The sequence below is a fragment of the Cellulosilyticum sp. WCF-2 genome (assembly GCF_003990395.1).
GTDB classification, from domain to species: Bacteria; Bacillota; Clostridia; order Lachnospirales; family Cellulosilyticaceae; genus Cellulosilyticum; species Cellulosilyticum lentocellum.
On sequence record NZ_CP034675.1, the window covers coordinates 2,083,660 to 2,106,667 of the forward strand.

General features: G+C 34.3%; 19 protein-coding genes and 3 tRNA genes. 19 read left to right on the top strand and 3 right to left on the bottom strand.

From position 1 onward, the window contains the following. Window positions 1-72 precede the first annotated feature (72 nt). The 9 genes from EKH84_RS09205 to EKH84_RS09245 all read left to right on the top strand — a co-directional run bounded on the left by EKH84_RS09205 (window position 73) and on the right by EKH84_RS09245 (window position 6,483). Window positions 73-144: transfer RNA gene (locus EKH84_RS09205), tRNA-Glu, on the top strand. Between the two features lie 62 nt (window positions 145-206). Further along, window positions 207-281 (top strand) — tRNA-Pro (locus tag EKH84_RS09210). Between the two features lie 22 nt (window positions 282-303). Then, window positions 304-376, top strand: a tRNA-Lys gene (locus tag EKH84_RS09215). A gap of 174 nt (window positions 377-550) precedes the next feature. Next, a complete protein-coding gene (locus EKH84_RS09220) occupies window positions 551-1,450 on the top strand; it encodes an AraC family transcriptional regulator (RefSeq protein WP_127066048.1) in 900 nt (299 codons plus the stop codon). A gap of 90 nt (window positions 1,451-1,540) precedes the next feature. Then, entirely contained in the window at window positions 1,541-2,836 is a 1,296-nt protein-coding gene (locus EKH84_RS09225; protein WP_127066049.1) for an alpha-amylase family glycosyl hydrolase, read from the top strand. A 28-nt stretch (window positions 2,837-2,864) separates the two neighbouring features. Beyond that, entirely contained in the window at window positions 2,865-4,037 is a 1,173-nt protein-coding gene (locus EKH84_RS09230; RefSeq protein WP_127066050.1) for an MFS transporter, read from the top strand. Between the two features lie 132 nt (window positions 4,038-4,169). Further along, window positions 4,170-5,429: a CapA family protein gene (locus EKH84_RS09235; protein ID WP_127066051.1), complete on the top strand. Its 1,260-nt coding sequence runs from the start codon at window positions 4,170-4,172 to the stop codon at window positions 5,427-5,429. A 74-nt stretch (window positions 5,430-5,503) separates the two neighbouring features. Continuing rightward, entirely contained in the window at window positions 5,504-5,926 is a 423-nt protein-coding gene (locus tag EKH84_RS09240) for a hypothetical protein (RefSeq protein WP_127066052.1), read from the top strand. After that, window positions 5,926-6,483, top strand: a complete 558-nt coding sequence (locus tag EKH84_RS09245; RefSeq protein ID WP_127066053.1) for an AAA family ATPase — start codon at window positions 5,926-5,928, stop codon at window positions 6,481-6,483. The genes EKH84_RS09240 and EKH84_RS09245 overlap by 1 nt, the downstream gene beginning before the upstream one ends. A gap of 93 nt (window positions 6,484-6,576) precedes the next feature. Here the strand turns inward: EKH84_RS09245 and EKH84_RS09250 are convergent, their stop codons facing one another. Next, the gene (locus EKH84_RS09250; protein WP_127066054.1) at window positions 6,577-8,235 is read right to left on the bottom strand and encodes a glutamine--tRNA ligase/YqeY domain fusion protein; all 1,659 of its coding nucleotides are present in this window, start codon (window positions 8,233-8,235) and stop codon (window positions 6,577-6,579) included. Window positions 8,236-8,477: 242 nt separating this feature from the next. Here EKH84_RS09250 and EKH84_RS09255 point away from each other — a divergent pair, with 242 nt between their 5' ends. Genes EKH84_RS09255 through EKH84_RS09265 form a run of 3 tightly spaced genes read left to right on the top strand, consistent with a single transcriptional unit; the run spans window position 8,478 to window position 11,142 of the window. Next, on the top strand, window positions 8,478-9,500 hold the full coding sequence (locus EKH84_RS09255) for an ABC transporter ATP-binding protein (RefSeq protein ID WP_127066055.1): 1,023 nt from the start codon (window positions 8,478-8,480) through the stop codon (window positions 9,498-9,500). An 11-nt stretch (window positions 9,501-9,511) separates the two neighbouring features. Beyond that, window positions 9,512-10,339: an ABC transporter permease gene (locus EKH84_RS09260; protein WP_013656361.1), complete on the top strand. Its 828-nt coding sequence runs from the start codon at window positions 9,512-9,514 to the stop codon at window positions 10,337-10,339. A gap of 2 nt (window positions 10,340-10,341) precedes the next feature. Beyond that, on the top strand, window positions 10,342-11,142 hold the full coding sequence (locus EKH84_RS09265; protein ID WP_127066056.1) for an ABC transporter permease: 801 nt from the start codon (window positions 10,342-10,344) through the stop codon (window positions 11,140-11,142). Here EKH84_RS09265 and EKH84_RS09270 read toward each other — a convergent pair. Continuing rightward, a complete protein-coding gene (locus EKH84_RS09270; RefSeq protein WP_127066057.1) occupies window positions 11,139-11,765 on the bottom strand; it encodes a histidine phosphatase family protein in 627 nt (208 codons plus the stop codon). The genes EKH84_RS09265 and EKH84_RS09270 overlap by 4 nt on opposite strands. A gap of 232 nt (window positions 11,766-11,997) precedes the next feature. Here EKH84_RS09270 and EKH84_RS09275 point away from each other — a divergent pair, with 232 nt between their 5' ends. From EKH84_RS09275 to EKH84_RS09305, 7 genes are all read left to right on the top strand, one after another. Continuing rightward, window positions 11,998-13,014 (top strand): substrate-binding domain-containing protein, encoded by a 1,017-nt coding sequence (locus EKH84_RS09275; RefSeq protein WP_127066058.1) that lies wholly within the window; start codon window positions 11,998-12,000, stop codon window positions 13,012-13,014. A gap of 10 nt (window positions 13,015-13,024) precedes the next feature. Further along, the gene (locus EKH84_RS09280; protein ID WP_127066059.1) at window positions 13,025-14,527 is read left to right on the top strand and encodes a sensor histidine kinase; all 1,503 of its coding nucleotides are present in this window, start codon (window positions 13,025-13,027) and stop codon (window positions 14,525-14,527) included. Then, window positions 14,520-16,097: a response regulator gene (locus EKH84_RS09285; protein WP_127066060.1), complete on the top strand. Its 1,578-nt coding sequence runs from the start codon at window positions 14,520-14,522 to the stop codon at window positions 16,095-16,097. The genes EKH84_RS09280 and EKH84_RS09285 overlap by 8 nt, the downstream gene beginning before the upstream one ends. Window position 16,098: 1 nt before the next feature. Continuing rightward, window positions 16,099-17,124 (top strand): sugar ABC transporter substrate-binding protein, encoded by a 1,026-nt coding sequence (locus tag EKH84_RS09290; RefSeq protein ID WP_127066061.1) that lies wholly within the window; start codon window positions 16,099-16,101, stop codon window positions 17,122-17,124. A gap of 140 nt (window positions 17,125-17,264) precedes the next feature. Then, on the top strand, window positions 17,265-18,386 hold the full coding sequence (locus tag EKH84_RS09295; protein WP_127066062.1) for a sugar ABC transporter substrate-binding protein: 1,122 nt from the start codon (window positions 17,265-17,267) through the stop codon (window positions 18,384-18,386). A gap of 79 nt (window positions 18,387-18,465) precedes the next feature. Further along, window positions 18,466-19,992, top strand: coding sequence for a sugar ABC transporter ATP-binding protein (locus EKH84_RS09300; RefSeq protein ID WP_127066063.1), 1,527 nt, complete (start codon window positions 18,466-18,468; stop codon window positions 19,990-19,992). Window positions 19,993-20,001: 9 nt separating this feature from the next. Next, entirely contained in the window at window positions 20,002-21,213 is a 1,212-nt protein-coding gene (locus tag EKH84_RS09305; protein ID WP_013656370.1) for a sugar ABC transporter permease, read from the top strand. A 100-nt stretch (window positions 21,214-21,313) separates the two neighbouring features. Here EKH84_RS09305 and recJ read toward each other — a convergent pair whose 3' ends face one another. Further along, entirely contained in the window at window positions 21,314-22,987 is a 1,674-nt protein-coding gene (gene recJ / locus EKH84_RS09310) for a single-stranded-DNA-specific exonuclease RecJ (RefSeq protein WP_127066064.1), read from the bottom strand. Window positions 22,988-23,008: the final 21 nt, after the last annotated feature.

Below are 23,008 nucleotides of genomic sequence, written 5' to 3' on the forward strand. Positions count from 1 at the left end.
TTTTTTATTAAAGTTGATATAAAAAGTATTGACATATGTAAATAGTTCATGTAATATAATAAAAGTCAACACGGCCCATTGGTCAAGCGGTCAAGACACCGCCCTTTCACGGCGGTAACACGAGTTCGATTCTCGTATGGGTCATTTGTTAGTGATGATATCCATCTGGAGGCAGACTGGGAAAGTAAATGGTTGCTAACATAAAACGGGGTGTGGCTCAGTTTGGCTAGAGCGCCTGATTTGGGTTCAGGAGGCCGCAGGTTCGAGTCCTGTCACCCCGATTTCTCTTGTAAAAGAGAGTTTGGGTCACTAGCTCAGTCGGTAGAGCACTTGACTTTTAATCAAGTTGTCCCGGGTTCGATTCCCGGGTGGCTCAGTTATAAATAAGAGGCGTATTATTTTGTGCAAATAATACGCCTCTTATACTTTAAGAAAAGCGTATATGAATCCAAGTGAAGAATAGAATAGTGAAAAAGCCTCTTATAGACGATAAATAATCTATAAGAGGTTTTTTACTAATCGTATATTTTTAAAATAGAGGAAGTTAAAAATGAACAATAAAGCGTTAAAAGAACAAAAAAATCATGGGACGGCGTATTTTCCTTGTGTATTATATGAGCATGATCATAATCGTATAAAGTTAGAAGTTAACCACCATTGGCATAAAGAAGTAGAACTTATTTATTTGGAAGAAGGACAGTTTTTAGTAGATATCAATATGGAGCCAACTTGGCTAGAAAAAGGTTTTTGCTTTATTAATCAAGAAGAACTTCATGCCCTTAAGGCAGAAGGAAATGTAAAGGAAAGTGCCCTAGTCTTTAACTTAGAAATGTTAGGCTTTAGTATGTACGATGAAGTACAAGCACGTTTCATCCAGCCTATTTTAGAAAATAAATTACATTTTCCAAGATTCATAGGTATAAAGAATATGGTGGGAAAGGAGATTTTAATTCATTATGAGAGAATCGTTCAGTGGCATCAGCAAAGCGGACAGTTTTCAATAGCTACTGGAGGAAGTGTAGCAGAAGGCTTAAGTGCCCAGCTAAATATTAAGGTAGAACTCCTCAATATATTAATGATTCTTCAAAATAATGGGTTATTTTTAGAAGATAAAAGTGGTAGTGTAGATTATAAGGTTGAATCTATTAAAAAGGTTCTTAGTTATATAGAAGAACATTATAAGGAAGCATTTTATGTGAAAGATTTAGCAACTATCTTAAATATGAATGAGCAATATTTTAGTAGGTTTTTTAAAAGAATGATAGGTAAAGCACCTATGGCTTATGTAAATGATTACCGTTTAAAGATGGCTAAACAGTTATTAATAAAAACAGACATGCAAATTACGGAAATTTGTTTAGAAGTAGGATTTAATAATATGAGTAACTTTATTAAGTTATTTAAAAACAAAGAGAATTGTTCGCCTATACAATATCGAAAAAAGTCATAAAAGCATAAAAAACGGTCAATATTTGAGAAGTATATAGGCTTAAGAAATGGTATGATAAGAGAAAATAACAGATTATTGGAGGTTGGGAAAATGGCTCTTTGTACAGAAATATCTCTTAGAAATCAAGTGATTTACTCAATTTATGTTCGTAATCATACCATGGAAGGTACTTTTAAAGCAATAGAAAAAGATTTAGATCGTATTAAAGCTCTAGGAACAGATGTGATATGGTTTTTACCTATTCATCCAATTGGAGTGGAAGGTAAAAAAGGGAGCTTAGGTTGCCCTTATGCTATTAAAGATTACAGGAAAGTAAATCCTGAATATGGAACGCTAGAAGACTTTCAGCATTTAGTAGAAGCAATACATAAAAAAGATATGAAGTGTATCATAGATGTGGTTTATAATCATACCGCTATAGATTCGGTATTGGCAAAGGAACATAAGGAGTATTTTTATAAAAAAGAAGATGGAAGTCTAGGTAATAAAGCAGGTGACTGGGCAGATGTGATAGATCTTGATTATCAGAATAAAGCTTTGTGGGATTACCAAATAGAAACTTTAAAAATGTGGGCAAAGCTTGTAGATGGTGTACGCTGTGACGTAGCTTCACTTGTACCACTTGCATTTTGGTTAGAAGCAAGAAGTGAGGTGGAAAAGATTCACCCTGGTTTTATTTGGCTAGCAGAATCAGTACATCCAGGGTTTGTAAAATATGTACGTCATCTAGGTTTTAATGCTTGTTCGGATAGTGAAGTTTATCAGGCCTTTGATATAACTTATGATTATGATATTTGGGATGAATTTGTGGCTTATATAGAAGGCAAAGCTACACTTACCTCGTATATTACAGCATTAAAAAAACAAGAGGTCATTTATCCTTCTAACTATGTAAAGCTTAGATGCTTAGAAAATCATGATCAAGCTAGAATTAAACAGAGGGTTCAAGATGAAAAAGCCCTTAAGAACCTAACAGCTTTCATGTATTTTCAAAAAGGAACAGCACTTATTTATGGTGGACAAGAAGTAGAAGCAGAACATACACCAAGTCTATTTGAGAAGGAGCCAATTAACTGGGAAACAGGCCATGATTTAACTCATTTATTACAAGCATTATATAATATTAAAAAGCAAGACATTGTCGCTAAAGGCAATTATGAACTTGAAGCTTATGATGAGGCACATATAGTAGTAGGCAGTTATCAAACTAAGGAGCAAATCTTAGTAGGGCTTTTCACTTTAAAGGGGAAAGAAGCGTGTGTAAAGGTGCCTTTACAAGATGGAAGTTATATCAATTTAATAAGTAAAGAAAAGGTAGAGGTTACAGGTGGGTTACTAAAGACCTTCGGTGAACCTATTATCATAAGTCATACCATAAATGAATAAGTAAGAAGGGATTAAGAAAGGAAAAAATATGTCTACGATTTTGTTAGTAATTATTTATATTTCATTTATTAGTTTAGGATTACCAGATTCTATATTAGGTTCAGCTTGGCCTATGATGCATTTAGAACTCAATGTTCCGGTTTCTTATGCAGGGATTGCAACAATGATTGTGGCTGGAGGTACGATTATATCTAGCTTATTCAGTGAAAGACTTATTAAAAGATTTGGGACAGGAAAAGTAACAGCCATAAGTGTACTAATGACAGCTTTGGGCCTTATAGGAACTTATATGGTACCTGGCTTTTGGGGAATATGTTTATTAGGTATTCCTTTAGGTCTAGGAGCGGGAGCTGTAGATTCGGCCCTTAACAATTTTGTGGCATTACATTATGAAGCAAAGCATATGAATTGGCTACATTGCTTCTGGGGAGTAGGAGCTACTGCTGGACCGTTTATTATGTCTTTTTGGTTATTAAGAGAGAGTGGTTGGAGAATGGGTTATGCCACTATTGGCTTAATTCAAGGTATTTTAGTCATCTGTTTATTTGTAACTTTACCATTATGGAAGAAGATGGAGAAACAAGAAGAGAATAAAGAGAGTGAAAAAAGTAATACACGTATAAGTGAATTATTAGAAATGAGAGGCGCTAAACCAGCGCTTATAGCATTTTTCTGCTACTGCGGTGTAGAATTAACAACTGGACTCTGGGGAAGTACCTTTTTAGTAGACACATTAGGTTTATCAGCTGAAAAAGCAGCAAAGTGGGTATCCATCTATTATCTAGGGATTACAGTAGGGCGATTATTGGCAGGCTTTTTAGCTATAAAACTTAATAATATTAAAATGATGCGTTTAGGTCAAATCATTTGTTTACTGGGAGTTATTTTACTAGGAATGCCATTTACGAGCTATTGTCAGTTAATAGGACTTATGCTTATTGGTTTGGGTTGTGCACCTATTTATCCTGCCATGCTTCATGAAACACCTCAGAGATTTGGAAAAGAGCAATCTCAAGGCATTATGGGAATCCAAATGGCTTGTGCTTATGTAGGCAGTACCTTTATACCTCCTGTATTTGGCTTTTTAGCCAAAGGAATGAGTTTTAAGATTATGCCTGTATTTCTTATGATATTTGTTGTACTCATGTTCATTTGTTCAGAAATGGTAAATCTAGGAATAAAAAAATCAAATAACATATAAATACCAACAAAAAGAGCTATTATTTAAAAGTAATAGCTCTTTTTGTTGGTATGAAAAATCTAAATAATTAGTAAAAATTGGAATTGGGTGCTATAATAGAATTAAAAATAGATAGAGGTGAGGGAAAAAGAAATGTCTCATTGCTATATACAATTGTTACAAATAATGGTTCTGACAATAAGTATGGGCCATTCTCAGGTTATTTCAGGGGGAAAGATTGATGAAAATTTTAAGCAGTCACAAAATGTTTGGCAATATGTAAAGGAAGCGACTTCACAGGTAGATGAGGTATTAGGAAAATGGCAAGAAGCGCTAACACCCCAGACGATACAGCTCACCACTGTAGGAGATATTATGATGCATGAGCCTCAAATCACAAGTGGATATGATCCTAAGACTCAAACGTATGCATATGATTATATGTTTAAGGAAGTAGCACCTTATTTAAAAGCAGCAGATTTAACCATAGGCAATTTAGAACTAACACTTTCGGGAAAAGATAAAAAGTATACAGGCTACCCCCGGTTTAATGCACCAGATGAGCTTGCTGATGCGCTTAAAGACGTAGGTTTTGATGTTTTAACAACGGCTAATAACCATAGCTTAGACAGAGATTTTGAAGGATTAAAGAGAACGATAGATGTTTTAGTGCAAAGAGGTTTACAATGCACAGGTACATATCAAACAAAGGAAAGTAGTGAAACTATTCTCATTCAAGAAGTAAAGGGAAGTAAGATAGCGTTTTTAGCTTATACATATGGCACCAATGGTATTAAGGTAAGCAAGGGGAAAGAATATAGTATCAATTATATTAATAAAGAAAAAATAGCTGCAGATATTAAAAAAGCAAGAGATTTAAAAGCAGAGTTAGTTTGCGTAAGTATACATTTTGGTGTGGAATATGCAAGAACACCTAACAAAGCACAAAAAGAAATGGTGAATTTTCTAGTAGAAAATGATGCAGATGTGATACTGGGGAGTCATCCTCATGTACTGGAGCCTATGGAAATACGTAAAACTCAAATGAATGGAAGATCAAAAGAAGTGGTTATTTTATATTCACAAGGTAATTTTATATCCGGGCAGAGATCTCGCTATAAAGAAACAAGTGCCATTTTTAATATCATTTTAAATAAAGCACCTTTAACAGGAGAATTATCCATAAAAGAGGTGACTTATATTCCAACTTGGGTAGATTATTCACGGGTCAAAGGGAAATATCATTATCGCATTTTACCAGCTAAAAGAGCTGTGCATCTTTATGAGGCAGGACAAGACCCACTTATATCTAGCTCAGATTATGAAAAATTAAAAATTGCACTAAAGGATGTAAGGTCTATGTTTAAAAGTGATGATAAAAGAATAGTAGAGCAGCAAACCTTTATTAATTAAGAATATTGTATATGATAAAAGGAAAGATTATAATATGGTGTAAATAAAAAGTAAATAGAAGGTAGGGGAAAAATATGAACGATTTAAAGGCACTTTTAACAGAAGCTGGTTTCCATGTAAGAGTAGTGCCAGAAACTTTACTGCCATTTCAAGGATTAACTGCTTTGGTTATTAATGATAATCTTAAATTTGTTTATGAGGAAGAAGCAGATGGCACGCTAATGATTAGAGAAATTAAGGTAGATGAGGCGTATTTGAATCTAGGTTACACAACACGCTTATTAGAGTTTTTACATAAGCAAAACGTATATAATATTATTTTACCTTTTGTAACGACACCAAAGTTAGTGCATATCTGTGATAAATTGGGGATTAAAAGAGATGATCACTGTGTCGATCGATATGGTTATAATAGTGCTTTTTATGCTATTGCAAAGAATTATATCTTTTTTGAAGGAAAATATGGCCATTATGTGGTAAGAAGGTTGGGAGAATAATGAAGAAGCTTATTTTAGTAGGATCACCACCTGCAAGTGGTAAAACCTTTGTGGCTAAAAAAATTGCAAGTAGTTTAAGCCAGCCAGTTTATCTAGATAAGGATACCTTTATTCCATTATCAAAAGCAGCATATGCAGCAGCTCATCAGCCCTATAATAGAGATTCTGATTTTTTTAATACGTATTTAAGGGATGCTGAATATATTGCAGCTATGGAGGTTGCACTTGAAGCACTTATTTATAATGATCAAGTTATTTTAAATGCTCCTTTCACTAAGGAATTTAGGAATAGGAGCTATATAGAAGGACTAGAGCAACGTTTAGCTTCAATGGAAGCAGAATTAAAGCTAGTATGGGTATATTGTGACATAGCACTTATTCATGAGCGTATGATTTTGAGAGCATCAGATAGGGATACTTGGAAACTAGAAAATTGGGATGCCTATGTTAAAACAAAGGATTTTTCTATCCCTACAATGCCAGGGATCGAAGTAATAGAAAATACAACAGAGGAAGAAGTAACAAAACAAGTTAAAGAGCTACTTGCTAAGTGGTAAGGCAAAGCCATTTTTGTAGCGACTAATAAATGAAAAGGCCGTTATAAGATTAACTTATCCGTTAACCCTATAATGGCCTTTTGTTATTTTGTATTAAAGTTTAAATGAGCTTTTAAGTGGTACAATACGGTTGAAAACAAGTTTGTCCTCTGTAGAGTATTTACCATCAACACAGAAGAAACCATTTCTTACAAGTTGGAATTTATCAAGTGGTTTTGCATCCTTGAAAGCCACATTTTCAATAAAGCCTTCTAATACTTCAAGTGAATTTGGATTGATTTGCTCTAAGAAGTGTTTACCTTCATTTTCTGGGGCATCATCTAAAATAAGAGGTTCAAACAATCTAAATTCTGCAGGAACGGCAGTAGCAGCATCTACCCAATGAATAGTAGCTTTTACTTTACGACCTGTAAAGCCAGAACCACTTTTTGTTTCTGGGTCATAAGTACAGTGTACTTCTACCACATTACCAGCTTCATCTTTAATAATATCTGTACACTTAACAAAGTAAGCGCCTTTAAGACGTACTTCGTTACCAGGATAAAGTCTAAAGTATTTTGGAGCAGGTACTTCCATAAAGTCATCTTGTTCAATGTAGATTTCACGAGAAAATGGAATCATGCGTGTACCTTGTTCTGGGTCTTTTGCATTATTTTCAACTTCAAGAAGTTCTGTTTGTCCTTCTGGATAGTTAGTAATCACAAGTTTCAGTGGTTTTAAAACAGCCATAGCTAAAGTAGCTTTTGATTGGAGATCTTCACGAAGGAAGAAATCGAGCATTTGACTATCTACTGTAGAGTCAGCTTTGGCAACTCCGATTTCTCTGCAGAAGTTACGGATAGCTTCTGGCGTATAACCACGTCTACGAAGACCAGAAATAGTAGGCATACGAGGATCATCCCAACCATCAACAACTCTTTCGTCAACGAGTTGTTTAAGTTTACGTTTACTCATAACAGTATTAGTCATATTAAGTCTAGCAAATTCGATTTGACGAGGTTTTGCTGCCATTTCACATTCTTCAACAACCCAGTCATAAAGTGGACGGTGAGCTTCGAATTCAAGGGTACAAATAGAGTGAGTAATTCCCTCAATAGCATCTTCAAGTGGATGAGCAAAGTCATACATTGGGTAGATACACCATTTATCACCTGTATTATGGTGAGAAGCATGAGCAATACGATAGATAATAGGATCACGCATATTCATATTAGGAGAGCTCATATCAATTTTGGCACGAAGTACTTTTTCACCATCGGCAAATTCGCCTTTTCTCATACGCTCAAATAAATCTAAGTTTTCTTCAACACTTCTAGAGCGATAAGGACTTTCTTTACCTGGCTCTGTTAATGTGCCACGGTATTCTTTAGCTTCTTCTGGTGTTAAATCACATACATAAGCTTTTCCTTTTTTAATTAAAAGGACAGCACGATTATACATTTCTTCAAAGTAGTCAGAAGCAAATAATTTTTTCTCCCACTGAACGCCAAGCCATTTAACATCTTCTTCAATAGATTCAACATACTCTGTATCTTCTTTAACTGGGTTAGTATCGTCAAAACGAAGATTGGTTTTCCCATTAAATTCTTCAGCTAAGCCAAAGTTAAGTAAAATAGATTTAGCATGACCAATATGAAGGTAACCATTTGGTTCTGGTGGAAAACGTGTAATGATTTCATTATGTTTGCCACTTTCTAAATCTCCAACAATAATATTGCGGATAAAATTAGAAGAAGTATTTTCTAACGACATATTTACAACCTCACTTATCATTTGATTTATACCAAGATAAATATATGTAGCATACATCTATCTATTTTATAAATAGAAAATTTAAGAATAAATAATTAGTATCATTATATTCTAATCTAATATTGAAAAAAAATAAAGGGGCACTTATTTAAAACCTAAAATAATTTAATTGCAAACGGAGAACAAATGTTCTATAATTAGTAATTATTTGAAAATTTATTCATGTATTATGGGGGGAACGTATGGAACAAATTATGATAGAAGTAGATCATTTGACCAAAGAGTTTGTTTCTAATAAGAAGTATAAAGGCTTGAAGGGAGCATTTAAAGGGTTAATTTCATTTGATAAAGTAAAAAAGGTAGCCGTAGAAGATGTTTCCTTTAGCATTCATAAAGGAGAGATTGTAGGGTATATCGGAAGTAATGGTGCTGGTAAGTCTACCACTATCAAGATGATGACAGGTATTTTGATGCCAACTAAAGGAACGTGTACTGTAAATGGCATTGTTCCTTATAAAGCAAGGCAAAAGAATGCGCAAAATATAGGAGTAGTCTTTGGGCAGCGCACACAGTTGTGGTGGGACTTGCCACTTTCGGAAACGTTTTCAATTTTAAAGGAAATATACGGTGTAAGTGATGAGGATTATAAGGAACGTATGGCTTTTTTGAATCAAACCTTAGAGTTAGAATCTTTTATGGAAAGCACAGTAAGAACCTTATCTTTAGGTCAAAGGATGAGAGCTGATATTGCAGCAGCTCTGCTACATAATCCTAAAGTATTATATTTAGATGAACCTACTATTGGGCTAGATGTGGTAGTAAAAGATCATATTAGAGCTGCTATTAAGGAAATTAATGAGCGTTATCAAACAACGGTTGTACTTACTACCCATGATTTAAGTGATATTGAAGAGCTTTGTAATCGCATTATTATTATTGATGGGGGTAAGTTAATTTATGATGGCACTATTGAAAAGATTAAAACTTTATTTGGCGCTAAAAAAACAGTTAGTTTTGATGTAAAAGATACAAAACCATTTGAAGGAATAGATTATAGAAAACGATTTGGATTGTCAGAGGATGCGCTAAGCTATGAGCTTCATCCGTCAGAGATTAGCTTTTGCTTTAAAAAAGATCAGCTCCACTTTACAGATTTGATGAATGAGGTAGCTAAAACCAGTGAAATTAGAGATGTGAAGATGAAAGATACAGATATTGGCGATATTGTAAAAAGTATTTATAAGCATGGCATGATAGAAGAGTAGGGGGGGATTATATGAAAAAACTTAAACACCAGCTTCGTATTTATATCCCTTTTATGAAAGCAAAGATTCAGACTTTTTTAGCTTACCCTATAAGTGTTTATCTCTTCATTTTTTCCAGCTTTTTAGAGGTATTAGCCAATTACTATTTGTGGGTGGCTGTATATCAAAATAGTAACCAACAGATATTAGGTGGCTTCACTATAGATGAGATGATTACCTATATTTTTATGAGCTATGTAACGGGAAGTATTGTTCGCGTAGGAATTGCAACAGATATTGGAATAGATGTTGTAGAAGGAAGTATAGCGAGTAATCTCATAAAGCCTATTAACTATAAGGTAAAGCTTTTGTTCGAATCTCTAGGAGGGATGTTCAGTCAAATAGTTATGCCCGCAGGGTTTGTGTGGCTAGGCCTTATTCTAGTTAATTGGGTAGGTAAAGGAATAATACCACCTTCTTTAAGTACTATAATTTTTTATATAGTAAGTGGGTTGATGAGTTTTCTCATTTTGTTTTTCTTTGAGTTTTGTTTTGGTATGATTGCTTTTTATACTCAGTATGTATGGGGAATGGCAATGATTAAAAATGCACTGTTATTATTCCTTACTGGACAGATTATTCCAATTGTATTTTTTCCTGAGGCAGTAAGACATGTATTTGATTATTTACCTTTTACTTCCATGAATTATACGCCGGTTATGATTTATCTAGGAAAATTACAAGGTAGTAGCCTCTATTTGGCTATGGGCAAACAAATTGTATGGGTAATATTACTCTATATATTAAGCTGTATCGTATGGCATAAGGCAACTAAGAGACTTACGGTACTGGGAGGATAAAAATGAAAGAATTAAAAAAGTATGCTAAATTGTATAAGTTGTTTGTAGCACAGTATTTAAAGACTTTAATGCAGTCCAAGGTGGATTTTATAATTGGTTTATTAGGATACTTATTAGTTCAAAGCTGTGGCATTATTTGCCTGGCTTTGATTTTTAATCAAATTCCACAACTAAATGGTTGGAATTTTAATCAATTACTTTTTATCTATGGATTTGCACAAATCCCTAGGGGGATTGATCATTTACTAACAGATAATGTATGGATGCTTTCTTTTAGAATGGTTATAAGAGGCGAATTTGATCGCTATTTATTACGTCCTATGAATCCTTTTTTTCAGCTGATTAGTGATAAGTTTCAACCAGATGCTTTAGGAGAATTGATGGTAGGGTTTCTCTTAGTAGGGGGATCTATTCAAAAGGGAGTTGTGAGTGTAAATCTCCTTAATATTGTTTTATTTATTATTTCAATAGGAGCAGGTGCACTTATTTATACAGATATAAAATTATTTTTTGCTTCTTTAGCTTTTTGGGTAAAAAATAGCGGAGGTATTTTGCAGCTTACCTATGATATGTCTGACTTTGCAAAATACCCGGTTTCCATTTATTCAAAGTCTATACAACTAGTTTTATCAACGATTGTGCCATTTGCTTTTGTAGCTTTTTACCCTGCAAGTTATTTTTTAACAGGAGAGGCAGCTCTTAAATTAATAGGTGTAGAGGTACTTATTGCACTTGCAGGATGGGGAATTGCTTACGCTACCTTTAATAAAGGAATTAGTATTTATGAAAGTGCCGGTAATTAAACCGCTGTAACAGGTGTATTTAAATGGGTGGTATCATTTAAACTAACAAGCATGGGCCTTTGCGCCTCGTCAAAGCGAATAGTGGTAATGCAAGTATTGCCTAAAGCAAAGTGATGATACATATTCATTTTCCAATCAAAAAGACCAATAAGAGCTGATTTAATAAGTCCACCATGAGAGACCATGACAATGGTTTCATTAGGATGTTTTTGAACGATGCTGTAAATACAAGCTTTAGCACGCCTGCTGACATTTTGAATACTGCCATCTCCATCGTACATAGGTCCAGTTAATTCATCTGTAAGCCAGGTGTTGAAATGTGTAGGATATAACTTGGAGATTTCCTTAAAGGTAAGGCCTTCCCAAGAACCGAAATCTACTTCTTTTAGTGCTTCTAAAGGTATAGGACTAAGCTGTGTTGGTTTGCAAATAATTTCAGCAGTTTCAAAGGCTCTATGTAAGGGGCTAGTGTAAACGGCAGTAAATGCACCGTTTAACCTTTCACTTAACAAAGAAGCTTGGGCTTTTCCAGTTTCAGATAAAGCAATATTTTGACACCCTTGAACTTTGGCTAAAACGTTCCAGGGTGTTTCTCCATGTCTGATTAGTAATAGGGTTGTCATATTTACCTCCTACTTATATGTAAAATAACTTGAATTTGTTTAAACATTTAATCACTATAGCATAAATGGGATATGAAGGTAAATAGGTAGGGTGATAGGTCGATTAGAAATAGGTTCACAATAAAAGAGTGTCCTTTAAAAAGAATAAAGTTAAAAATAGTAATAATATATAAAATATTATATAATAAAATTAAAATAATGTGCAATATAACAAGGACTAAGGAGAAATTAAATGAAAAATCCAAGAGGGAGAATGAGTAATGAACAGCTTTTAAAAATAAGTATGATTGTAAGTTGTATGGCTGCCTTAATGATTGTTGCTTTGGGAACTATTTTTTTAAGAGCTAAGATTAGTCATTTATCTGTAGCAGAAATGACGACCTCGCTGGCTTATGATAAGCACTATGTTTTTATTTCAGGAGGAGCAAGTGATTCTTTTTGGGAAAGTGTTTTTGAAGCAGCTAAAGAAGAAGGGAAAAAACAACATATTTTAGTCGAAAATTTAGGAGAAGAATTAGGTAATGATTATTCAGTTAATGATTACTTACGAATGGCTATTTCTAGTGAGGTAGATGGTATTTTAGTTGTTCCAGAAGATAAAGAAACAACGACACTTTTAGAGGAAGCAGATCAGAAAGGCATACCGGTTATTACTTTGTTGTATGATGGCGTAGAGGGGAAAAGAAAGAGCTTCGTGGGGATTAATAGTGTTAATTTAGGGAAAGCCTATGGTGAGCAGATTAAGAAAATTGAAATGCCTATTAACAAGGTAACAGTATTAGTAGATGCAGAAGCAGAAAGTAATAATCAAAATATGATTTGTCTGGGCATTAAAGAAGTTTTAGAAAAAGAGAAAATAACAGTAGAAACAAAAGCGATTAATAGAGCCAATGCCTTTAGTGCGGAAGAATCTATAAGAAATATTATTCTAAATCCACAGAAGGTCACAGATGTCTTAGTTTGTTTATCTGCAGAGGATACGCAATGTGCCTACCAAGCATTAGTAGACTATAACCGTGTAGGTGATATTCAAATTATGGGTTATTATGAGTCGGATATCATTCTAGATGCTATTGCCAAGAATATTATTCATTCTACGATTGCAATTGATACAAAACAAATGGGTGAAAAAGCCATAAAAGCTCTTGAAGATTTTAATTTAAAGGGAAGAGTAAATGAATATTTATCAGTTAATATTAATGTCATTGATGCAGAGAATATAGATACCTATAAAGTAAATACGAATTAAGGGGATAAGGATGAATAATAAGATTAATCAATCTATGAGCCGTAAGCTTGTTTTTGTATTTATTTACACTTCAGTAATTACCTTAGCCGCTCACTTTATTACCTATGTGAATATTAATTATACCATTAATAAGTTTGATTCAGTTTATACAAGTAATACGAATCTGATGCAACTTTCAGAAAGTTTAAAGAAAGTACAAGAGCATATGTACCAGTATTTAAAACTTAAGAATTCTTCGGACTTAGAAGCTTATTACATCAGTATACAAGAGTTCCAAGGAATGTTAAGAAATCTAAATGAAAAGCCTTCAGATCATACTAGCTTAATGATGGAAAGTCATATTCGAAAAATGTCTACGGACTATTTAAGTAAAACTAATGAAGCTGTCCAAGCAAAACGAGGAAGAAATATAAAAAAGTATAATGACTGTTATAACAGCGCTAATCAAATCTATGGCTATATTAATGCCTATATTAGCCGTTTAAATAGTGCTCAGTTTCAGTATAATTCCTACAATTATTTAAAGTTACGTTCGTCGCTTAAATATTTAGAGTTAGCAAGTACAATCATTTTATTGAGTGTTATTTTCTTTAATGGCGTGATGTTAGTTATTTTATCTAGACGTATTACGCACCCTTTAATACTTTTATCTAATCAAGCCAATGAGATTGCTAAAGGTAATTTAGAAATAGATTTAATGCATGTAGAGACCGGTGATGAAATAGAAATTTTAGCAAAAGCATTTAATAAGATGATTGGTAGTATCAAAGACTATATTCAACGTTTACGAGAACGTATGGAAATAGAAAGTCAAATGAAAGAAAAAGAGCTTTTAATGGAAAATCATTTGAAAGATGCTCAGCTCAAATATTTGCAAGCTCAAATTAATCCTCACTTTTTATTTAATACCTTAAATGCAGGGGTACAGTTAGCCATGATGGAAGGCGCCGAACGTACATCGGAATTTATTGAAAATATGGCAGAGTTTTTTAGATATAATATTGCCAGAATTAATCAAGAAACCACCTTAGAGGAAGAAGTGCAATTAGTAGATTATTATATTTATATTATTAATGTACGTTTTTCAGGTGAGGTAAGCTACATGAAGGAAATCGATGACAAGTTACTGCAGACCAAAGTACCTAGTATGATTCTTCAACCTATTGTAGAGAATGTCTTTCAATATGGTATCAGAGATATTGAGTGGCAAGGTAAGATCAAACTTACCATTGCTGAGAAAGAAGAAAAAATCTGGATTAGTGTGAAGGATAACGGTAAAGGGATGAGTAAAGAGAGAATTAAACAAGTATTATCAGGTGAAACAAGCAAAGAAGAAGAAAGTAGGAGCTCTAATGGGATTGGTCTACATAACGTAGTTAATCGCTTGTGTTTATTTTATGGAATTGAGGAAGTTTTAGAGATTAGTAGTGAAGGCATGAATAAAGGAACAGAGGTTGCTTTAAAAATTCCTTTAAATCAGTCAGTAGAGGAAGGAGTGGAGGCGCGTGTATAAGATTTTATTAGTAGATGATGAGGGAATCGTTATAGAGTCACTTAAGATGATTATTCAAAAGCATTTTAATGAAGTTTGCGCTATTGAAAGTGCTAAAACAGGACGCATTGCTATTGAAATAGCAGAGCACTTTAGACCAGACATTGCGTTAATGGATATTCAAATACCAGGTATTAATGGCATGGATGCAATAGAGGAGATTAAAAAATTTAGTCCGTATACCTATTTTGTAGTCATTACAGCATTTGATCAATTTCATTATGCCAAAAGAGCTATTGATTTAGGGGTGATAGAATTTTTAACAAAACCTTTTAACAGTAATAAAATAGTAGATATACTAGGAAAAGCAATGAAGCGTGTAGATCAGCAAAGACATGTGAGGGAAATTGAACTTAAGAATAAAGAAAAATTAGAGGCGGTTGTACCTGTTATTGAAAATGGTTTTATACACAGTATTTTATTTCAAGAGGACTATGATAATCAGCTTAACAATTTTAAAGAGCTTTTAGATATTGAGGCTAATAATGGCTATATAATGATTATAGAGTTTGGAGATGAGATTAAAGAAAAAAATATGACTAATCCAACAGGAGTAACAGTAAAAGCACAAAAGTTTTATGAGGAACTTAAGGAGATTATTAAAGAATTTTTTTCTTGTGTGATAGGTCCTATTATGGCTAATAAGGTAGTTGTTTTTGTACCGGAATTAGACCTAGAGAATGAGTATAACGAACGTGTTAAAATCATACAATATACAAGAGATATGCTAAATAAATTAAAGACACGTATAGATGTGAGGTTTCGAGCAGGGATAGGTAGTGTACAGTCTATGGAGAAGCTTTTTATTTCTTATAAGGAAGCTGTAAGAGCACTAAGGTCATTAGAGGGAAGTGTGGTACATATCAATGACTTAGTCTTATCTCATCATAGTAAGCAAAACTACATAACAGAACTAGAAAACCACTTTTTAACCCTTGTACAAAAAGGAAATAGTACAGCTGTTTTAGCAGAAGCCAATCACTTTTTAGGAGAACTTATAGATTTTTATGGTGCCAATGAGGTAGTGCTTAAAGTCAAATTACTAGAAACCATTATCCTTATTAAAAGACAAGTAGTTGATACAACCTATTATACAGAAGAAGAGGGTTTAGAACGTATTTTTCAGCTTCAGGGAGATGAAGCACTAAGCGGTTGGTTTCAAGAAACCCTTTCGGGTTTAGTAAAACAGGTACAAGCTGTTAAAGAAGAATGTTATAGTGAGAGTGTTTCTACGGCAAAACAATATATTGATGAGCATTTTAATCAAGATATTTCCTTAGATGGTGTATCAAGATTAGTTAATATTAGTGCTTACTATTTTAGTAAAGTATTTAAAGACGAAACAGGAGAAAATTTTATTGATTATGTGACACAGGTACGCATAGAAAAAGCTAAACAACTACTAATGATTAAGGAAATGAGTATAAAGGAGGTATGTGTAGCAATTGGTTATAAAGATCCAAATTATTTTAGTCGGTTATTTAAAAAGCAAATAGGTGTAACGCCGACTGAGTACAGAGAGGAGCTATAAGATGAAGAGAATAGGAGGGATTTTACTTGCTACTTGTATGTGCTTACTAATAGGGTGTGGACAGCCATTAGAAACCATAAAGCAAGAGAATGTAGAGATCAAGATAGGACTGTCTTTTGATTCTTTTGTGGTAGAGCGATGGTACAGAGAACAAGATGCTTTTATCTCAAAAGCAGAAGAACTAGGGGCAGAGGTTTATGTGCAAAATGCAAATGGGGAAGTAGGAAGACAAGAAGAACAAATAGAGTATTTAATTGCAGAAAAAGTAGATGTGATTGTATTAGTAGCGACGGATGCAGATGCACTTACACCACTTGTTAAAAAAGCAAAAAATCAAGGGATAAAAGTGATTGCTTATGATAGGCTTGTTAAAAATGCAGATGTAGACCTATATATTTCTTTTGATAATGAAAAGATAGGTGAATTATTAGCAGAAACAGTTACAGAGCAAGTGCCTGATAATGGTAACATTATTATGATATGTGGTTCACCTACAGATAATAATGTAACCATAATAGAAGATGCTATTTTTAAGGTTTTAAACAAAACTAATATTAAGGTGTTACATAAGGCATATGCTGAGAATTGGTTAAGAGAAGTGGCTTTTGATGAAGTATCTCATTGGGTGGAACAACATGGTGCTATCGATGGTATTATTTGTGGCAATGATGATCTGGCAGGAGAAGCTGTAAAGGCTCTAGCAGAATATCGCTTAGCAGGAGAAGTATGTGTGGTAGGACAAGATGCAGACCTTGCAGCTTGTCAAAGAATAGTAGAGGGCACTCAAGCAATGACTATTTTCAAAGATGTTACCAAGTTAGCTAAGGAAGCAGCAGAGCTTGCAGTAACTCTTGCTAAAAATGAGCCAGTGCAAACAAAGCAAACTATAAATGATGGTAGTTACGACATCCCTTATCGTGCTTTGACACCAATTAAGGTAACCAAAGAGAATATGGATGAAGTCATTATTGATGGTGGATTTCATTTAAAAGAGGATGTCTATCTCAATATGATGGATAAGGAATAGGATTTTTTTGTAACAAAAATATCCTATTCCTAAAAGAAAAATGAAAACTTCATAAAAAAGTACAGATACTTATAAAAAAACTCCTTATACGCCTATGCTACAATCAATTTATCTTAAGAAACCGTAAAGGAGTAGGTGCTATGAAGAAAAAGATTTTAAGTCTTGTTTTATGTATTATGATGGTTTTGTGTTTTTCAGCATGTAGCAATAAAGGAGATAGCAAAGCAACTGGTGGTAATTCTGGAAATATTGAAGTAGGCATTGTTCTTCCTACAAAGGATGAGCCAAGATGGATCCAGGACCAAGGTAAGTTTGAAGAACTTCTAGGTAAAGCTGGTTTTACAAATCAAGTACTATTTAGTCAAGGTTCATCAGCTACAGAAAAAGCTAATGTCGAGACTTTAATCTCAAAAGGTATGAAAGTATTAATCATTTGTGCACAAGATGCTTCAGCTGCAGCAGCAACGGTAGAAGCAGCAAAGGCAGCAGGTGTAACTGTTATTGCTTATGACCGTTTAATTACAGGAACCGATGCTGTTGACTATTATGTGACTTTTGATAGTGTTGCTGTTGGAGAAGCAATGGGTACTTTCTTAAGTGAAAAAGCGTCAGGAACAGGTAATCCATTATATCTTTATGCTGGAGCGGCTACAGATAACAATGCTTTCTTATTCTTCCAAGGTGCATGGAATATCTTACAACCTAAAATTGCAGACGGTACCTTCGTTATCAAAAATTCTTCTGAAGCTTTAGCTTTAAAGGATACGAAAGAACTTACTCGTGATCAATTATCAACTATTATTGGTCAAGTCACAACTGATTGGGACTTTAACGTCGCTAAATCCAAAGCTGAAGCTCACTTAACAGCAGTTAGCGCAGCAGATAAAGGAAATGTATTTGTACTAGCACCAAATGATGGCACATCTCGTTCAATTGCTGATGTATTTGCAGCAGATTCTGATGTATCAAGTTATGTTATCACAGGTCAAGATGCAGAGGTTGCTTCTATTCAATATGTAATCGATGGTAAACAATCTATGACAGTATTTAAAGATACAAGAACTTTAGCTGCTGATTCTATTAATATGGCAGTATCTATTTTAAAAGGTGAGACACCAGCAACAGATGCTACATATGACAATGGTAAAAAAGAAGTGCCATCTAAACAAACACCAGTTGTAGTTGTAACACAGGACAATGTGAAGTCAGCGTTGATTGATTCAGGCTATTATGATGCTTCTAAATTCACAGGTTTAAACTAATTAGCACCTTGTTATGAATAAACATTAAGATTAAGACCGGCAGTTTATCAGCCGGTCTTAATTTAAAGGAGGCATAGGCATGGAAGAATGCATCTTGGAAATGAGAGATATAACCAAAACCTTTCCAGGAGTTAAGGCATTAAGTAACGTTAACTTCAAGGTTAAGAAGGGTGAAATTCACTGTTTAGTTGGAGAAAATGGAGCAGGTAAATCTACTTTAATGAAGGTGTTATCAGGGGTCTATCCAATAGGAGCTTATTCAGGTGATATTGTTTATAGAGGAGAGGTGCAGGCCTTTAAGTCTATTGCAGATAGTGAAAATGCAGGTATTGCCATTATTTATCAGGAGTTAGCACTTATTCCAGAGCTAACACTATATGAAAATATATATTTTGGACATGAACTCATGAGTGGCAAGATAATCGATTGGAATAAAACAATTATTGAAGCTACAAAGGCACTTAGAAAAGTACGATTAGATATTAACCCTTCTACAAAAGTCAAAGCTTTAGGAGTGGGAAATCAACAATTAGTAGAAATTGCAAAAGCTTTAAGCAAGAATGTAGAATTACTCATTCTAGACGAACCTACAGCAGCCCTTAACGAAGATGATAGCCAAAATCTATTAGATTTATTAAGAGAATTAAAAGGTCAAGGAGTAACTTGCATTATGATTTCTCATAAGTTAAAAGAAATCATTTCTATAGCGGACACTATTACAGTCCTTAGAGACGGAGCAACCATCTGTTCAATGGATACTAAAGCGCAAGAAGTAACAGAGCAAGAGATTATTAAATATATGGTCGGAAGAGAAATAGAAAATATTTATCCAAAGAGAGCTAAGAAAGACCAGGGAGAGATTTGCTTTGAAATCAAAGATTGGACGGTAGAAGATGTTACTAAGGGAAGAGAGATTTTACATCATATCAGCTTAAATGTAAGAAAAGGAGAAATTGTTGGCCTACAAGGGCTTATGGGGGCTGGACGGACAGAACTAGCCATGAGTTTGTTTGGTAATCCTAGTGGCTATAAAATGACTAGTGGTGAAATACTTTTAAATGGCGAAGCCAAGACTTTTAAGCATCCTAAAGATGCAATTAAAGCAGGTATCGCTTATGTAACCGAAGATCGAAAGGGTAATGGGCTAATACTTATTCAAGATATTAGGTATAATACCACTTTAGCAAATTTAGAAGTATTAACTAAGGGTAATGTGATTAATGCCAATGAAGAGATTAATGTGGCTAATCAGTATAAGAATTCAATCAATATAAAAGCACCTTCTATTGAACAAAAAGTAGGTAATTTAAGCGGTGGTAATCAACAAAAGGTTTCTCTAGCTAAATGGCTATTTGTACAGCCCAAAGTACTTATATTAGATGAGCCAACAAGAGGTATTGATGTCGGTGCTAAATACGAAATTTATACGTTGATGAACCGATTAGTAGAAGAAGGCATGAGTATCATTATGATTTCTTCGGAATTACCAGAGGTACTGGGTATGAGTGACCGTTTATATGTTATGTCTAATGGAACAATTACTGGAGAACTTACAGCAGAAGAAGCAACAGAGCAAAAAGTAATGGCCATGGCTACAACAAGATAGGAGGAGAGCATGAGTAACTTAGAAAAAAATAATAAGGTATTGAATCAAAACTTAAGTTTAGGTCAAGAGATTTGCCAGCTTACAAAAAATAATATTCGTGATTATGCCATGTACATTGCACTTGTTGTGATTTTTATCTTTTTTACTGTTAAAACGGATGGTGTCTTTGTACAGGCAAGAAATATTTCTAACTTAATTAATCAAACGGGTTATGTGGCAGTACTAGCTATTGGTATGACACTGATCTTAATTATTCGACATATTGATTTATCAGTAGGTTATGTGGCTGGCTTTACAGGAGCCATAGCTGCTATATTAATGACAAAGGCTCAATTGTCCGAGTGGCTAGTCATTCCTATTGTATTATTAATTGGTTTACTGATTGGGTTTTATCAAGGAACTTTAGTAGCTAAGATAGGGGTACCAGCTTTTGTAACGACTCTAGCCGGTATGTTTATCTTTAGAGGATTATTATCACTAGCTACACAAAAATCAGGAACCATTATTGTACCGAATGAAGGATTTAATGCGCTATCTAATGGATTTATTCCGGATATACCTGTTAATGCAGGCATTCATGTCATGACACTTATTATTGGAATTATTGCTGTTATTTTAACGCTCTACTTTAAGTGCAAAGCTAGAAAGAACAAGCAAAGATATGAGTTTGATGTGATTTCAAAACCTATATTTATATTCTCGCTCATCTTTACTTCAGCTTGTATTTTACTGATTATTGGTGTGCTTGCAGGTTATCAAGGAATTCCTTGGACAGCAGTTGTTGTGAGTGTTGTACTATTTGCATATAACTTTATGCTCAATAAAACGAAGCTCGGTAGATATATTTATGGTATTGGTGGTAATCCAGAAGCAGCAGAATTATCTGGTGTGGATGTAAAAAAAGTAACTTTATTTGTTTTTTGTTCAATGGGAACACTAGCGGCTTTAGCAGGTGTACTTTATACTTCAAGATTGCAGTCTGCAACACCAACAGCAGGTCTTTCCTTTGAACTAGATGCCATTGCTTCATCTTATATTGGTGGTGTATCTGTAAGTGGTGGTATCGGTAAAGTAACCAATACGATTATTGGTGCACTCATTATCATGTCACTTACTAATGGCATGAATTTAATGGGAGTAGATGTTTCTTTTCAATATATTGTTAAAGGTGTTATTTTTATTATTGCTGTAGCATTTGATGTGAAAACACGTAGAAAATAGTAAGCCATTTCTTTTACTACTTAGTATAATTCATATAAAAAAGGCATAAGCTAGTGGACTCCCCCAAGACCTACACTAGCCTATGCCTTTTTACAGTGTTTTAAATAGCAAGATAAATACTTTTAATTTGCCAGCCTGTTTCACTTACTTGCAAGGTAATGTCACCGGTATAGTCGCCAGCTTCAGGAAGGGTATCATCATTCCAAAGAGTACTTGCAATAGATTTAGGACCAAAGTTAGCAACGACTTCAGAAATACGATGATTTTTAGCGTATTTTGTATTAAATTTAAGAGAGGCATCTTTAATGAGTAAAGTGGGAGCACTATTACCAGCACCTGTAGGTAAGAAAAGCCTTAGTTGTTTTTCTAGTTCATTAAAGTCGTACTCATAAGCGTTATAAATACATTTATCCACGTAAATCTTTGGTGTTTTATCATGTTCTGTTAAAGAGGAAGCCTCGTTAACAGCTTTGGCAAACGCGTGAATTTGTTCTACAGTGGAAGCTTTAAGACCACAAGCCATAGGGTGACCACCACCACCATCTAATAAATGAAGAAAAGGCTTGAAGCTTTGGAACATATCATATTCTTCGATAGAGCGTCCAGAACCTTTATAAGTACCATGAATAGTGCGTGAAAAAACAACAGTCGGACGATAGTACTTTTCTTTAATACGCCCAGCTACTAAGCCAACCACACTTTCATGAGCCATTTCATCAATGTCAATAATAATATCGGGTAAGGTAGTCATGGCTTCAACCTTTGCATTGACTCTTGCAATAGAGTCCATTTCCTCATCTTGGCGCTCTTTATTTAAGCTGTCTAAGCGTTGTTTAAAAGGATAAAGGGTATTAGGATCAGTGGTACGTAAGTATTCAAGAGCGGTTTCGGCACTTTCAAGTCGACCACAAGCATTTAATCTAGGACCAATTTGAAAACCTAAAGTTCCCACAGAAATACGAGAATTAATCATGGTAGCGGCAGGTAAGGCACCTTTATTAAGTGCACCCAAACCTGTTTTTACCATATGACGATTTTCTCCAACTAAAGGTGCTACATCACAGACAGTACCTAGTGCAACTAATCCCTGAATACGTGCTACTAAAGCTGGAGCAGGTTTTAATTTAAAGTGAGAGATTAAGGCTTGACCTAATTTATAAGCAATGCCTACACCTGCCAGACTTTTATAAGGATAATCACAATCTACTTGATGTGGGTTAATGATAGCATCTGCTATTGGAAGCTCATTAGGCAGCTCATGGTGGTCAGTAACAATGACTTTCATTCCAAGTTCCTTAGCACTAGCCACAGCTTCTACCGCAGAAATACCATTATCTACAGTAATCAGTAAGCTTACACCATCAGCATGAGCATTAGCTACAATATCTGGGTTTAACCCATAGCCGTCCTTCTCGCGAACCGGCAAGTAATGACTAATATGAGGGTAATTTAAGGATTCGAAGACCGTGAGAAGAACGTAAGTACTCGTTACACCATCTACATCGTAATCCCCTACAATACGAATTTTTTCGTTAAGTGATATACTTTCAGTAATAAGGCTTATAGCTTTTTCAATATCTTTTAGGCCTTTATAGCCTTTAGGTCTCGTAGTACCTAAAATATATTCTTTTATTTCATCTAAATTAAAAGCATTGCGAGTGCAAATGATAGCAGCAACAAAATCATAAAGTTTGTAAGTTGAAGATACCTCATCAATAACGCACTGCTCTTCCTTTGTATAGCTTTGCTGTTTATGTTCTAAAATAGTTTGCATATGAATCTCCTATCTGTATCT

Bases quoted from the DNA above. Each gene is read 5' to 3' on its own strand.
- EKH84_RS09220 (WP_127066048.1), top strand. From the start codon at position 551: ATGAACAATAAAGCGTTAAAAGAACAAAAAAATCATGGGACGGCGTAT.
- EKH84_RS09225 (WP_127066049.1), top strand. From the start codon at position 1,541: ATGGCTCTTTGTACAGAAATATCTCTTAGAAATCAAGTGATTTACTCA.
- EKH84_RS09230 (WP_127066050.1), top strand. From the start codon at position 2,865: ATGTCTACGATTTTGTTAGTAATTATTTATATTTCATTTATTAGTTTA.
- EKH84_RS09235 (WP_127066051.1), top strand. From the start codon at position 4,170: ATGTCTCATTGCTATATACAATTGTTACAAATAATGGTTCTGACAATA.
- EKH84_RS09240 (WP_127066052.1), top strand. From the start codon at position 5,504: ATGAACGATTTAAAGGCACTTTTAACAGAAGCTGGTTTCCATGTAAGA.
- EKH84_RS09245 (WP_127066053.1), top strand. From the start codon at position 5,926: ATGAAGAAGCTTATTTTAGTAGGATCACCACCTGCAAGTGGTAAAACC.
- EKH84_RS09250 (WP_127066054.1), bottom strand. From the start codon at position 8,235: ATGTCGTTAGAAAATACTTCTTCTAATTTTATCCGCAATATTATTGTT.
- EKH84_RS09255 (WP_127066055.1), top strand. From the start codon at position 8,478: ATGGAACAAATTATGATAGAAGTAGATCATTTGACCAAAGAGTTTGTT.
- EKH84_RS09260 (WP_013656361.1), top strand. From the start codon at position 9,512: ATGAAAAAACTTAAACACCAGCTTCGTATTTATATCCCTTTTATGAAA.
- EKH84_RS09265 (WP_127066056.1), top strand. From the start codon at position 10,342: ATGAAAGAATTAAAAAAGTATGCTAAATTGTATAAGTTGTTTGTAGCA.
- EKH84_RS09270 (WP_127066057.1), bottom strand. From the start codon at position 11,765: ATGACAACCCTATTACTAATCAGACATGGAGAAACACCCTGGAACGTT.
- EKH84_RS09275 (WP_127066058.1), top strand. From the start codon at position 11,998: ATGAAAAATCCAAGAGGGAGAATGAGTAATGAACAGCTTTTAAAAATA.
- EKH84_RS09280 (WP_127066059.1), top strand. From the start codon at position 13,025: ATGAATAATAAGATTAATCAATCTATGAGCCGTAAGCTTGTTTTTGTA.
- EKH84_RS09290 (WP_127066061.1), top strand. From the start codon at position 16,099: ATGAAGAGAATAGGAGGGATTTTACTTGCTACTTGTATGTGCTTACTA.
- EKH84_RS09295 (WP_127066062.1), top strand. From the start codon at position 17,265: ATGAAGAAAAAGATTTTAAGTCTTGTTTTATGTATTATGATGGTTTTG.
- EKH84_RS09300 (WP_127066063.1), top strand. From the start codon at position 18,466: ATGGAAGAATGCATCTTGGAAATGAGAGATATAACCAAAACCTTTCCA.
- EKH84_RS09305 (WP_013656370.1), top strand. From the start codon at position 20,002: ATGAGTAACTTAGAAAAAAATAATAAGGTATTGAATCAAAACTTAAGT.
- recJ (WP_127066064.1), bottom strand. From the start codon at position 22,987: ATGCAAACTATTTTAGAACATAAACAGCAAAGCTATACAAAGGAAGAG.